The sequence below is a fragment of the Pseudoalteromonas sp. CO342X genome (assembly GCF_004208915.1).
Taxonomy (GTDB): domain Bacteria; phylum Pseudomonadota; class Gammaproteobacteria; order Enterobacterales; family Alteromonadaceae; genus Pseudoalteromonas; species Pseudoalteromonas maricaloris.
On the sequence record NZ_SGPH01000030.1, the window covers coordinates 105,492 to 119,312 of the forward strand.

Annotated in this window: 14 protein-coding genes; 6 read left to right on the forward strand and 8 right to left on the reverse strand. The window is 41.8% G+C overall.

Annotated features, from left to right (window positions below):
- Positions 1 to 31 precede the first annotated feature (31 nt).
- From EXT47_RS13945 to EXT47_RS24290, 3 genes are all read left to right on the forward strand, one after another.
- Positions 32 to 1,108: a hypothetical protein gene (locus tag EXT47_RS13945; protein WP_130126852.1), complete on the forward strand. Its 1,077-nt coding sequence runs from the start codon at positions 32 to 34 to the stop codon at positions 1,106 to 1,108.
- Between the two features lie 221 nt (positions 1,109 to 1,329).
- Entirely contained in the window at positions 1,330 to 1,560 is a 231-nt protein-coding gene (locus EXT47_RS13950; RefSeq protein ID WP_130126853.1) for a hypothetical protein, read from the forward strand.
- Entirely contained in the window at positions 1,554 to 1,868 is a 315-nt protein-coding gene (locus EXT47_RS24290; RefSeq protein WP_130126854.1) for a type II toxin-antitoxin system RelE/ParE family toxin, read from the forward strand. The genes EXT47_RS13950 and EXT47_RS24290 overlap by 7 nt, the downstream gene beginning before the upstream one ends.
- A gap of 31 nt (positions 1,869 to 1,899) precedes the next feature.
- Here EXT47_RS24290 and EXT47_RS13960 read toward each other — a convergent pair whose 3' ends face one another.
- The 5 genes from EXT47_RS13960 to EXT47_RS13975 form a co-directional block, all read right to left on the reverse strand.
- Complete coding sequence (locus EXT47_RS13960; RefSeq protein ID WP_130126855.1) at positions 1,900 to 2,673, reverse strand: hypothetical protein; 774 nt, start codon at positions 2,671 to 2,673, stop codon at positions 1,900 to 1,902.
- Positions 2,674 to 2,720: 47 nt separating this feature from the next.
- Positions 2,721 to 4,160 carry a hypothetical protein gene (locus tag EXT47_RS13965; protein WP_130126856.1) on the reverse strand — a complete coding sequence of 480 codons (1,440 nt, stop codon included), beginning with the start codon at positions 4,158 to 4,160 and terminating at the stop codon, positions 2,721 to 2,723.
- Positions 4,161 to 4,345: 185 nt separating this feature from the next.
- The gene (locus tag EXT47_RS13970) at positions 4,346 to 4,597 is read right to left on the reverse strand and encodes a hypothetical protein (RefSeq protein ID WP_130126857.1); all 252 of its coding nucleotides are present in this window, start codon (positions 4,595 to 4,597) and stop codon (positions 4,346 to 4,348) included.
- 316 nt (positions 4,598 to 4,913) lie between these two features.
- Positions 4,914 to 5,084, reverse strand: a complete 171-nt coding sequence (locus EXT47_RS23860; protein WP_157782791.1) for a hypothetical protein — start codon at positions 5,082 to 5,084, stop codon at positions 4,914 to 4,916.
- Positions 5,085 to 5,340: 256 nt separating this feature from the next.
- Positions 5,341 to 5,712, reverse strand: a complete 372-nt coding sequence (locus EXT47_RS13975; protein WP_039494329.1) for a hypothetical protein — start codon at positions 5,710 to 5,712, stop codon at positions 5,341 to 5,343.
- A gap of 99 nt (positions 5,713 to 5,811) precedes the next feature.
- Here EXT47_RS13975 and EXT47_RS13980 point away from each other — a divergent pair, with 99 nt between their 5' ends.
- The 3 genes from EXT47_RS13980 to EXT47_RS13990 all read left to right on the forward strand — a co-directional run bounded on the left by EXT47_RS13980 (position 5,812) and on the right by EXT47_RS13990 (position 7,488).
- Complete coding sequence (locus EXT47_RS13980) at positions 5,812 to 6,234, forward strand: AlpA family transcriptional regulator (protein WP_130126858.1); 423 nt, start codon at positions 5,812 to 5,814, stop codon at positions 6,232 to 6,234.
- Positions 6,235 to 6,316: 82 nt separating this feature from the next.
- Positions 6,317 to 6,940, forward strand: a complete 624-nt coding sequence (locus tag EXT47_RS13985; RefSeq protein ID WP_130126859.1) for an HNH endonuclease — start codon at positions 6,317 to 6,319, stop codon at positions 6,938 to 6,940.
- Between the two features lie 113 nt (positions 6,941 to 7,053).
- Positions 7,054 to 7,488, forward strand: a complete 435-nt coding sequence (locus EXT47_RS13990) for a TIGR04086 family membrane protein (protein ID WP_130126860.1) — start codon at positions 7,054 to 7,056, stop codon at positions 7,486 to 7,488.
- A 283-nt stretch (positions 7,489 to 7,771) separates the two neighbouring features.
- Here EXT47_RS13990 and EXT47_RS13995 read toward each other — a convergent pair whose 3' ends face one another.
- From EXT47_RS13995 to EXT47_RS14005, 3 genes are all read right to left on the reverse strand, one after another.
- Positions 7,772 to 9,655 carry a hypothetical protein gene (locus EXT47_RS13995; protein WP_130126861.1) on the reverse strand — a complete coding sequence of 628 codons (1,884 nt, stop codon included), beginning with the start codon at positions 9,653 to 9,655 and terminating at the stop codon, positions 7,772 to 7,774.
- Between the two features lie 137 nt (positions 9,656 to 9,792).
- Positions 9,793 to 12,225, reverse strand: coding sequence for a YbcC family protein (locus EXT47_RS14000; protein WP_130126862.1), 2,433 nt, complete (start codon positions 12,223 to 12,225; stop codon positions 9,793 to 9,795).
- Entirely contained in the window at positions 12,225 to 13,793 is a 1,569-nt protein-coding gene (locus tag EXT47_RS14005) for an NADH-quinone oxidoreductase subunit L (protein WP_130126863.1), read from the reverse strand. Before EXT47_RS14005 ends, EXT47_RS14000 begins: the two co-directional genes overlap by 1 nt.
- Positions 13,794 to 13,821 lie beyond the last annotated feature (28 nt).

Sequence of the window (13,821 nt, forward strand, 5' to 3'; positions counted from 1 at the left end):
TACTGAACTGGTTTCTAAAGGAGATAAACGAATGCTAGTAAAACGCACACTTACACTGCTTTGCTTACTGACTGTAGTTTTGACAATGACAGGGTGCTCAACACCAACCCCGTACAAGGTAAGCTCTCAGTATGATTCCATCACCTTGTATTACCAAAAGCAGCAAGCCTCAGAAGATTTGCCCACCTTGGTATCTGAAGACAATAGCCGCTGGTATGGTCGAGATATTGGCTCAAATCGCTACAAATACACCTTAAATAAATCAGTCTCAGGGCAGTGCTTTAAGCTCATGCCAAAAGATGACCCTTATGGCAAACCTATTCACAGGTGCATTAAAAACCCACTACCAAATCAACATGCGAAATTGATTGCTGAAAAGTCTGAAATAGAGCAAAAAATTGCACACTACCAAAAGCAATACCCCAGTGATATACAGAGTTTATTAAGGTCACTTAATAGAAACCCTGCGTATCAAAATAATCGTTGCACACTGATAGCAGCCCAAAGCACACCCCAACGGCCGCGTACTATTTGTGACGATCCTGACGCCTTACAAAAAGCTCAGATCTCATGCCTTGCGCCACTAGGTTCAAAGGCTTGTAAATATGCACTGCAAGAAGAACGTAAACGTAACGGTAAAAGAGCTAGCAATGCAGAGCTATTTCTAGCTGGTAATGCGTGTAGCTCCATGCTTAGTCAACGCCTTTCAGGTGGTGAGATTGGTTTAGGGCTAGCTGAAAGTGCCGCTGATGCTATTGGTGATGGCGAAGGTGGTTTTTGGGACGGATTAAGTTCACTTATTTCAAGTGTAGCGATGGCTACTCGCGTTGCCTCCGCATATAGTTGTTTTGATGGCTTAGTACCTAACTGTGAAGGTAAAATCGAACGCTGGAAAGAACAAGTCAGAACCATCCAACAAAAGCCCTATAAACTGCGTGATCAATGCAAATATGTAGCCAAAAGGCTCAGCGAATCACAGCAAAAGTTTGCGCATGTGAAAGCAAGTATACGGAAGTTAGAAAAGCAGCTCGATAACAACAGAAAGCAAAGGGCTGAGCTTGAACAAGATTCAATATTACTGGTACTAAAAAGCACCGATTCTCTTTAGTAATTTAGTCCCAGTCATTAAAAATGAGCTATCGATAATGTAAGTTATCGATAGCTCCAATCCGCCAGTTATAGTCATCATATATGGACTACAAAATACCAATAGGTTGCAAAATCAGTAAACAAAGGGCGTATGATTTGAGCCTGTTTACTAACTGACCATTTGACTTTGACCAATTTCTGATACAATAGAAGTAGACTTATTTTTTAAGAGTAGACAGTATGACTATTACTCTCCACGGTAACGTTGCCGAGCTTGTACAAACTGAAGCTAACAACTCAGGATTTCAGTCGCCTGAAGATCTTATCTTCGAGGCGGTTTCAGAGTACGTAAAAAAGCGCATTGATTCGGGTATTGAACAAGGTCTTCAAGATGTGGCTAGTGGTGATATGGTTGAACTTGACGCTGGCAACATCTCACAGATACTTTCTAAACCTGCATCTCAATGGTAAAAGTACTATTAACCCGCAAAGCCAAAACCGACCTTGAAGCGATCGAATGTTTTATAGCTGAAGATAATCCAGCCAGAGCCAGAAGTTTTTGTGAAGAGTTCTTGCGCAGAGCAGTTGAAAACTTGGCTACATTCCCTTGCTCTCACCCGCTCTATAACAAAGAAAAGAATATCAGGCGCTTTGTTTACCGAGACTACAACTTGTACTATCAATACGATACATCAAAAGACAGTGTGTACATCCTGCATATACTCCACGCCTCGGTATTTCAAAATATGATAATAGGTGCAACAAAACAGCCTAAATAATCTTCGATTCAATAAAAACAACACCGATTAATTAAGTGTTATTTTTAATAAAATCGGCAACCTCAATTTCCATTGATTTAGGAAAAATCCACCCCTTTAATGCACGGTTCCATTTACCACCAAGGTCTTTAATTCCGTCTTTAATCTCTTTTGTATCTCCTTTGACAAGAAAAGATTTTACATGGCCATCCTTTTCATAGTCCTCCATATACACTCTTCCCTCTTTAATGGCTTTTTTGAGCACCTTCGCTTTTTCTTTCACTTCAGCCTCAGTAGGAACGTTTATGGGTTCACCGTTGTTCAATCTTTGAATATTTATAGATAACTGACTTAAGAGCTGCTCCTTAAAATCAGGCAGATTCCGATAAGAACCAGTCAAGCCTATTTTCTGCATTTTCTTTTGAAAAGCGCGTAATGATTGAAGTTGCTCTAAATCAAGGTTATTAATATCAACTTGTTGAGATGAGAAATAGAGCATGACGGGTTTACCATTATCAATGAAGTGCTCAATTTCCTCAACAGTACCACTCTCACTAACACCTGTAGGTGAGCCAAGCCTAGTCCAAAACACTCCGACTAACATATCACAACCATTTACGACTTGTTCATTTATAAAGCCTTGTGCCCTGCCTCCAAGAAGAGGGGCGGAGTGAGTTTCCCATCCAACAGGGAGCAATACAACTTGCTGGGTTTCAGAGTTCATACTATTCCATCGAGAAATGACTTCTGCTATCGCTTCTCTTTCATTAGCAACATCACCCGGACTCGCAATCAAAACTTTAATAACCTTTGCATTAAAAGACATATAATTTCCTTACTTTCAAAACTTCTTATATGAGGGTTTGTGCTAGCTTAATGCCTTTTACTAGCTGAGGCTTTTTGATTTCCATCAATAAACCATATATCTGATGCTTGTCCATATTCAGCAAGAAACTCCCTACGAACTTTTTGAACATCAGCATACTTTTTCCCGATACCACCAACATCCATAATCAAAAAGATACCTAAATCAGTATCGTCAGCTCTTTTATATATTTCGAGCTGCTTTTCATAACCATGCACTAAAGTTGTGTTCGTGGATAGCTTTACTTCAACTACGACTTTCGAGTCGTAACCTTGTGACATTTTGAAATCAACAGGACCATTACCTGAGTCGGCTTCAGGAGTGAGATCTAGGTTGTTCGCTTTACAATAACTATATGCAACTGCAAACAATAGTCTTTGAGATGCTTTTTCTTTTCTTGGTTTACCATTTTCATCCCATAATTCCTTCCAAAGCCCTTTATGTTCAACAAGCTCCTGAAACTGCTCCAATATCTTATGTACAACTTCAATCACTTCTTTTGAAGTTAATTTCCGACCTGAATAGTTAGAAAGATCAAAAGGGTGCGATTGCGATACAGACTTCAGTAATTCGGTCCAAAAAGCCTCACCATTTCTATCATTACTAAAATCATATGGTGTTGGAGATACCTCTCGAATCATATCCATAACTTGCTGAAATGCTTCTTTGCTTCTCAATGCCGATTTTTTTAATTGTTCTTTTTGCTTTTTTGACATGTTAGCCCAAATTTCACCAACATGGTTATTTACTCTCTCTCTAAGCTCTTCATTTTCTCTCACAACTCTAGAAATATCACTCCAGTTAGATGCAATTGGTAAATCCCTAACAATATCATTTGGAACAAATAACAAAGGCTGACTTGAGTAAGGGTTTTCAACTAAGTCATATACCGTGTTTTCAACTTTAAATTGTTTTGTAGGCAACTGTAATGATTTATTGATGGTCTGTGAAAACTTAACCAGATCATGAATTATTATATTTGTAGTCATGTCACTGATTCTGTCTGGGCCTATTCCTTCTTCAAACAATGCCAGAGCCATAAATAAATCAACATCTTCCACACCTAAAGAAACTACCTGACGAGCAGTTTCCAAAGTAGTTGAAATCAGGTCTTTCCCAAAACCAGAACCTCTAACACTGGTTCCATACCCTAGACAAGTCCAGCTTACCTCAGAGAATTTAAAGAGCCTCTTTGCATTTCGCCAAGCTATATCATTCTCTTCTTTCGATACTGACAAAAGCTTTATTATTTGACTAAATCTCTGCCTGTATGACTGAGCTGCACCAACGCTCATCTCGATATGACTACTTTCCTCTAAAAGCAATGGGTCAATAAAAACCAGCGTGTCGGTATTCAACAATACGTTTACAACTCCCAGCTTATCCAGCGTAGCTAAATCAATGTTAAACTGTGTAGATATTGTGGCTGGATTTTTAATTTTACCCATATTATTCCCTTCAAATTAATATCAGCTCATGGGCTGTGAGCTAAGAGTCCACAAAACCAAGAATTTGCTGCAAAGTATCTTTTCACTTTTAAGCCGCTAGTTTGGACACCGCGAGTTGGAAAATAGAAATGTTACTTTTTGTACAAAAAGTAACATGGGGATTAATTTGTTCATTTAAAGACCAGTTAGTTGAATAAATTTAACGTATTTACCAACTCATTTTTAATGTAGGTAGCTACAGGCACTAGCCCTGCCTTTTTCTTGATGATTGCAACCTCTGACGGCGTAAACCTTAAACCAACCAGCTCTGATTGTTTTTCCGCAGCTGGTTTTGCTGTTCTGCCACTGGTTTTTACTGATGATTGCTGATGCATCAAATTAGATAGTGTGTTTTTGTTACTAAGCTTGATGTTCGTCAGGCTATTTTTTTGACTCATTTTTAGGGAGGATTAAAGAATAAATGGCATCGAATTGCTTACTCACTTCCCTATATTGAAACTTGGCAAGTGGTGATGCAGCTTGAAGCTGTGAGATTGATTTTTTGGACTTAAAGATCTCATCAAATACCTTGGAAAACTTCAGTGGTAGCACTGGAATATCTCAACCAAACTTTTCATGCACAAGCGTTTGAATATGTGTAAAACTTTCGCACTCATGCCAGCTTTTACCTTTGTCGCGGTAAGTTTTTTGCAGTTTGGTTGCCACCACAAGAACATTTTTATTGAGGTGTAAAACTTCAGCAAGTGTATTTAATCACGCTAGTATGGACTTGTACTCATCATAGATGGGTATGATCACCCAATCAGATTGCGCAATCGCTGTGCTAATACTTAATGCGCTATTTGAAAGTGCCCCAGCAAGATCGAAGACCATATCTATATGCTCAGGTATCACAGGAAAAGGCTCATTGAGATCAACGGCCATAAACTGATCTTCAGGTAATATTTCGTCATAAATATGGTATGGCTCGTTTGTTCCTAACGCAAAACCGTGGTCGTGAACGATGTTGGTTGAGATTGGAGACTTCCCCGCCCCTCATTTTGTGGTATAGACAGTTACTTTCATAAACTTGTGTTATCAATTAAATCTATCAAACTGATTTTACTGATATTTTAAATTAATCAAATTTACTTTGTTATTTCGCGTTACTCGAAATAATAGATTTAACTCAGTCACTCTATTAAATTGATTTACCGTGTTTTTTCTCGTAACTATCTTGAGATTGACGAAGTGTACCGAGCTTTGCTTTAGCTTGGTTAATTCGCATTTCATGGAGTTGTGTATCATCTAAGAGTTTTTGTTCACTGGCTTTTTTCAAATCGCTATCACTAAAACTCATGATGGCCTTTTCTAGGCTAGTTGAAATGACTTTGTGCGCCTGTTCAAGTTCTTGTGTCGAACCCAACCGCTCAGCCCATTCTTTATCTTTGAATAGGTCAAGACTCAGTTCAATATTGCGCTTTTCCTTCATTACCGTGTGATAGGCATTAATTCGTGAAACCAGCTCATCGTCTTTTGGCCGATAAATTGAATCTTGCTCTTTGGCTTCCATACATTACTATCTATATTGACTGATATATGAACAGTTTGAACCCTGAACCTTAAAATTTCAACTTTGTCAGGTATAGCAAGAAGGGAATAGAGCTTAAATATGGCGCATCCGTTTACTCCACAAATATGTGATATGGCCGATAGTATGGGTATATGCCTTTATCAGCGCTTTTCTCAGGCTGAAGCCGCTTTTTTCTTGCATTGCACTATTGAAGCGCTCACAAAGTTACAGAAGCAGCATAAAATTGAGTATATCCAAGTCGATGAAGAGATTACGGAATTTTTCGGATTTCAACTTTTGGAGTACTTAGCGCAACAAATCCAGCCCAGTAATGAACCGCCACAACTAAACACACCCGATAAGATCATTTGCGCAAAAGAAGTACAGCGCCTAACTGATCTCTCCCGTACAACCATTTGGCGACTAGAACGTGCAGGGAAATTTCCCGCTAGAGTGCCACTAACAGGAAGCCGTATCGGTTGGCGCTATAACGATATTCAAGAGTGGATAAAACATTGTTAGCCGTTATTGAAACACAAAATTAACAATGATATTTTAGGCTACTGCATTAGTTTGAATAACTACAAAAAGTTTAGAGATAAACATGGAAGAAATAATTACTTTTTTGGCAAATGGCCTAGCCAATGGTGCAATTGGACATTACGTGAGTAAAGGACTGAGAGAAATAGATAGCGAACTGCCCCTCTTGCTCCAGAATGAGACAGATGTAAAGAAACTGCATGATATTATCCGAAGTAAGTCCGTTGAAAATGAAGTCAAACAACTTGCTTTAGATCTAAATTACTCCCCTACTACCTCAAATCACACAGAGAATGTCATTAACTTCTCTGGTGGTACAAACAATGGCGTGATAGCAACCAATGTTGAGTTTAAAACTTCAAAGAAAAGTATCAAAGTTGAAGCCCCTCTTGGTTCAATAGCTTCAAGCTTGCAACATAAGAACTACATCAAATACTTGATTGATAGGTATCATGAATTTAAGAAAGCAGAGATGGGTTCTGGAAATATGAATTACGCTATTTTCTATACCTCAATTAAGAGAAAGTTTGGGGCTAAATGGGATATGGTGCCATTAGCTAAATTCGATGAACTCACCAAATTTGTTCAAACAAGAATTGATGGCACTGTACTTGGCCGGAAAAGAAGGTCTAAAGGCTCAAAGTCCTATTCTTCTTATGATGAGTATCTTCAAAAACACTCATACTAACACGCTAAGAACATACTAACTTGCATAGTGGGCGAACGCCTCAAGCACGCAAAATGTAGTTTTTTAGTTTCTGTAAACAGACTCATTAAATAAATAAGCATGAGAAGGACGCTATGGTGTCGAGTACCGAAGAAATAAGCAAACAAATTGAGCAACAAAGTAAATTAGAAAGCCAAATGACAGAAGAAGAACGGCTTTCGCCTCTGAATATTGTAAACCGACAAAATGCCAACTTTGAAACAGTTCTGACTGCCGTAGGCTTGGCTATAGATAAATTCGGGGAACACTCTGAACGAAAACACGAAAGTGAATCTCAAAAGGCAAACCTAAAGCACAAAGAAAATATAACTGAATTAGACCAGAATCATGAGAAGTTTAATAAAGGCTATTATCTGTTAGTAGGCGTGATTATCTTTCTAATTGGGTTAGTTGTGGCATTAGTATTTGTAAAAGACGACACCGACACTGCGATGAAAATCTTAACACATGTCCTCGCAGCGGGGATGGGAGTCGTAACTGGCATAGGTTGGAAAAATAAACCTCGTTAGCTTTGTACAAATATCAAAAATTGGGTTAACCAAATATGCTTATATTCAATAGAGATCCAAAAGCTGCTAAACTAGCCTCGGAATATAGAGTAATTCGACACAGGGTTAGCCGAAAAACAATGGTGGCAGGAGTGGTGGCAGACGCCCTTTCTTGCTAGTAAAAACAAAAGATAACCAACTGTAATTTAAAGATTTATATTTTACACTCAAGAAGCAGATCCAGAATATAGAGTAAAACTCACTAACCTCAACAAAATTGCCACCCGAGGGTGGCATTTGTCTTTTACTCTTCTTTATTTTCGAGTGCTTCTTCTCGGCGTAGATAAGCACCAGCTTCATCACTACTTGCACGCAGTTGATGGTTTTGATCCACCGCTCTCGTTTGCTGATTGAGTTGGTACACTTGTGAGGCGTTACCTAAATCACGCTCGCTGGTAATCGCGGCGATGGATTCTCGGTCTTTTAAGAAGCTAATCACATCTTTACGGATATCGCTTAGCTGTGCATCGTCTTTATGCATTTCTAAAATATGTCTTGGGTGCTCTAGGTTTTTCATGCCCGTGGCAGCGAAGGTCGTTGATACAATTCTCGACACCACTACCCAAGGGGTAATACTGCTGCGTACTAGCGTATTTTCAGAGCGTGTGGAATCGTGAATACCAGTACCTGTTGATATTTTAGACTCAGTAAATGTCCCTTCACACTTAAAATAAACCAGCAGAGATTCAAACTGCATCTCGGCATAGAATACGTGTGCAGCATTGATTAGCATTGACGCAAACGATTTAATCAATAAGCCACTTAGCAGTAAATGTACGGCTATCATCACAACAGCGCTGAATGACGCGATGTTCTCTTCGCCGAAAGCACTAGAAAAATTACTGATATTGGCGCTCGTTACATAGTGGTAAATATCTACTACGGCATAAGCAAAAAAGACGCTTAATCCAAGGGTCACTAGCAGCAGTAAGTTACCACCTAGCAAAGATAAAAACCTAAAGCGTTCGAATGATTTACCTAAATCTAGGGGTAGGACTTTAGGTTGTACTTCTTGGATCATTTCACCTTTAAAGCCACCTTTACCATCAACTTGTTCTTGCAAGCTGGGATCTAGCTCACGATAAACCCGGTTTGGTACTTCTTTATAGCGGCGATTAGCCATCACCAAGTTGTCGAGGTTAATAAATATCTCGTTTGGATGTACTGATTCTTGCCAGTTTTCTCTTAACTCAGACACTTCAACCACTGGGTTTACTTTGTCTAACCGCGCTTTAAGCATAACAGCAATAATGGCGCTACAGCCAAGTGCAAGCACGATAACGCCCGTGAGATAAGCCCAAGTATGAAGACTAGGCAAAGGCGCAAAAAAGAGCTCAATATCGGCTTTACTTAACTTTCCTTCATCCATGATGTAAGACAAAGTTAAGCCAATCAGGATTGGTAGCACAAAAGAGAGCGAAATCACTTTAGCGAGGGTCGCACTCCCCAAAGATTCAATAGCATGTTCCGCTTTGCGTGAAATCGGTTTAGCCGCGCTGTACCAGCATGACAAAATATATATCATCAGTAAGGTGCTATAGATTGGAAAAGTCAGCTCCCCAGCATCACCGGCAAAGCCCGAAAGCGATACAAACGCCACCACACCATAAAGCACAATTGCGGTTAATGTACTCACCCATGCACCAAATAAGCGTTGGCTCATATTTCTGATAGGATAAGGGAGAAAGAGTAATTTAGGTGCAATGCTGTGAAGCAAACGCGATAAGAACCCTTTCGGTTCTACAAACGTGCTGTTCTTTCGGCCAATCAACATTTCTTCTAGCGTTTTCGCCGCATAAGCCACATCAGTCTTTTCTTGCTGGGCGGTTGAAGTTTCTGACTTACTGAAGTTATACGCTAAAGAGGTGGGATGGTTACGACCCACAAAAAAACGCAGCGTTGCATATATTCCTTTTGCAAGAGAAGTGATCCCAAGACCTAAAATCAACATGCCAAATAGCATGATGATCCAACCCATACCCGCATCGCTCTTAACTGAGCTGGCGGCAATCACCAGTAATGCAATTCCAGCAATAGTTTGTATTGCACCACGAATAGCTGTGATTTTACCTTCCGTTTTAAATGGGTTTTTAAGCCCTAAATCAATAGAGCCATAATCAAAAGCCACTAGCAGCCTCCTTGTATAAACAGTCCAATGTCGGTGGCTAGGAGGTCGTCTAGTTTACGCAGCGTCCAGCCACACCTTTCAATTTCTGCAATACTCTGCACAATAACTTGTTAAGTTGCAACGAGTTTCGTTTGAATTCAAAGAAGTTCCCACTTACTGTTATCAAATCGTCTAACTTCGTTACAATTAGGCGAAATAGACAGAAGATAAAGCCACTCGTTTTCTACCAATTGTTTTACAACTGGATGTGCTGTCATGATTTGCTCTAGTGCTTCGGTTGGTGCTTGTACTATCACACTCAGACGTTGTGGGGTATGCATCCATTTGTCACCGTTGTGAACGGACTGCATTGGCAGGCCAATTCGCAAATCTCCGCCATTACCTTCAAACACTCCAATCCTTCCCCCTACTACATTATGCAGCACCTTGTTACCACTGCCGTATTTGTGGGTATCGGTTACCGAAGAGTTATATTGCATATTGATCCAGTTAGTGACGAGCATAGGAGCGGTTAAAATAGCAGTTAACTGACTAAAGTCTTGGTCTTGCTCGGCGCTGTATTCATGCAAAAAGACTCGGCCTTGCAAGTCAACTCCCTGCGTAACTTGTCTCGGCGCAACCACAAATGCCGCATTGTTGGCAAGGCTCCATTCTGGCCTAACTTGAGACCAATCTTTAGTACGGGCTATAAATTGCTGCTCTAATTGCTGTTCGGATAACTCTTTACCAGTTATCGCAAGTGTATGGGCACGCTCTACTCGAGCCAGATGCGCTGCCTGCTTTAACCAGCGGGTTATCTCTGTATCTATTTCGCCATAGGGGGTAATTGTTTCAGTGGTGGTATTATGCAGCGCTGCAATAAACCGCGTTTGCGGCGGAATAGCGATGCCAAGCGCGATTAATTCTGCGCGTACCGCTTGGTCATTAAGAAGTTGCGCGAGTACTTTAACATTCACTTCTCCCGACTGGCCGCCACATGCACCACATTGCAGCCCGGCTTCATGTAAATTATTGGTGGTATGCGCTCCGTGGCCAACCAGTAGGACCGTATCAGCAAATTCGGTCAGTCCCATCCCTTTTAATATGCCAGCTGCGAGTTTAGCTTGCTCCAAAACAGTAACTTCGTGTTCGCCTTGTTTTAATTGCCACTTCCTTGAATCAATATGGCTATCGACGGGATGCTGAGTTTGTTGCAGTGAAAACACTTTGCTAAATAGCTGATAAAAGTAACTCACCCCCATCGACTCCACCATCGAAAATGAAGCCGCCGCAGAGTGAGACCAGCTATGCCAACGGCCAGCTTGCTGGCGTTTTGTGGCAAGGTGCTGGGGTGCCGGCGTTTGTATTGCGGTGATTGGCGCTTTTAGTAATCCGGGTAACTGTGGCCGACTAAAACGGCAGTTAGTCGCATGATAATCAATCGGTAGGCCAAAAAATCCAGCATAGCCTATGGTTTGAATGCCTGCGCTTTGAACTTCTAGCGCACGGCGGATCACTTCTGAGCGCACATCAATACAAAAAGCCGCTTGTAAGGTCGGTGTAGCTTGCTCACGAGCCCCCTCAGATTTTACCTGCTGAGTTTTTAGCTGCCCCACTAAAGTGGCTTGATAACTGAGCTCGAGCGCCCGCTGAAATACTAGGCGCGGCAACAATGCCTTTTTATGTTCAAGCACAATCTCAGCAAGTTGCAGCTTTTGCTTGTTCCAATGGTATTGAATACGGGTAAAGGTCGTTGGATGGCGCTCACTCACATAACGCCAAATCACCAGCTCCCACGCCATTCGAATTGCCAATAGCGCACGCATATCGGAAGCCGGATGCTGGGCAAGATCTGCTTGCCAGCGTTCATAAGCCGCCCAAGATGCCCAGCCATTAATGTCTAGCAGTAGCATGTGCGAATAATCACTCAGCTCATTGAACCCAATCCCTAAGGTGTCGACAGCGAGTGCAATTAAAGACTCAGGAGACGTTGGCAAAGCCTTAAAGTAATCCACTAAACCCGACTCCCCCATGACGATGCTTATTCCCAAATCTCGTGATACGGTTTCATGCCAGTGACGATACAAACAGAGTTTATCCTCACCTTGGGTTTGTTTGAGAATAGGCTGCACCTGCTGATAATGCGCGGCGCAAAATTGGCTAATTTGGTGGCTGATCTCCTCTTGCCATGGCATCTTATGCTCAGAGCGATAACGGTCAAGCAAATCCGCTAATGTATGCCAGTGTGGCAACTCGCCGCAGTGACTTTTTTTGAGCCAATTGAGTAGTGCATTGGTGCTGCGATCCACCGCGTAATGTGCCGCAGATTGCTGCAATGCTTGCTCTGAAATCGCCTCTTGCTGCCATTGTTCAAGATAAAATACCACGGGCATCAGCATTCTAACCTGTGCCAATGCACTCATTTTATTGACCACCGCATCAAAGGGCAGATCGCGCATTCCCCAAAATGGATTCACTGCGATCAATTGATCGAGTGGCCAAGTTGGCGCAATACGTGTTTCAGCGCTCAGTAGTTGTTGCTGTTGCGGCTGAGATAGCTGAGTCTGTTTGTTGTCTTGTGTCTCTATCATTACTTCTGCTCCTCGTGCCCTGCAGCATAGCGATGAATGGCTAGGTGTTTCTGCTTTTTAATACTTGGCAAATGGACGGGCCAAAGCAATATGGTTAATCGTGTCATCCACTCGTCTAAGTACAGGCCGGCATACAACACCCGAGAGAGTTTTTGCACCGTTACCAAATGTGCGCGGTAATAGAGCAGATAATTTACTACGATGAGTAACACTACTAAGCTGAGCAACCAAATATCAGCACCATCGAGTGCTTGCGCTCTAAGATCATTTGGTAGCGCGACCACCAAGTGCAATAGCCATTTTTGCGCACTATAGGCTGCCAACAACACAACGGCTGCGGTGATGATTCTAAAATAGCTGCTAGGGGCTTGCGCCTCAAAACGCAGCGCTAACCACACCGTTAATGCCCCAACCATTAATCCCCAAATACTGATAGGACCTTGATATTCAATGACGACTGCAGCAGCTGTCGTGAGGCCAGTTGCCACGACAAGTGCAATAAGCCATTGCCATAAGGGCGGTTCAAGCTGGTCGCTCAAGCGACGAGTCAAATCTTCATGGATCCACTGGCTTGAGTTTAAAAATGCGTGGGCCTTGTAGGCTGAATGCGCCAATAAGTGTAACAGCGCTAATTCATATAGTCCCAAAGCACACTCCACTAGCATCAGTCCCATTTGTGCACAGGTTGACCAAGCCAAGCGCACTTTTAAACTGATCCGCGTTGTCATGATAAGCGCGGCCAATAATGTCGTTATTCCTGCCACGATCAAGATCAGCCATTTCGCAGCTTCTATGCGTAAAATCAAAGGCCCAAACACCATCACCAAAAAACCACCCAGATTAATGATCCCTGCATGCAGCAGCGCACTTACCGGTGTGGGTGATTCAACCACTTGCATCAACCAGCCATGCACTGGCAGTTGCGCACACTTAATCAGCGCCACAATTGCAAGTAAGCCAGCTGCTGATTGCTCTAGCACAGTCAGTGTCGTTGAATGAGTTAAGTAATAATTTGTGATGTCATTAAGCTGGAGCATGCCAGTGCTGAGGTAGATACAAATAAAAGCTCCAAGCAATGCACTTTCTGCCAAGCGCGCCAAAATAAACTTTTTGTGTGCGGCCAATGCAGCTCTCGGGCGGTTAGGATAAAACAGTAGTAGACGATGCAAGCTCAAACTAATGCCGACCCAAGCCAGCCAAAATAGGACTAAGTGATTACTGAGCACCACGATAGTTACGCTCAGTAATGTCGTGAGTAGATAGCGAAAATAGCGGCCCCGGTGTTTTTCACCATGTAAATAGTGAATGGAGTAACGCAGTAAAATAAAGCTCATAAAGCCAATCAATGACACCACGCTAAGCCGTAAAAAGTTTATTTCAAACAGGCTACTGGTAATATCACCTTGCGTTGCCCAACTCCCCCAGCCAAAAGCGATACAAATTGCCACACCGATAGCAAAACCGTTCGCGATACGAAATAACCCAGCGTTACTACGAGACGCTTTGCTCATGAAAGACGCAGCAATCAAAAAGTGTAATAGCAACAACACCACTAAGATATTAATCATCACTTTCTATGCTTCTCACCTAAGTCTT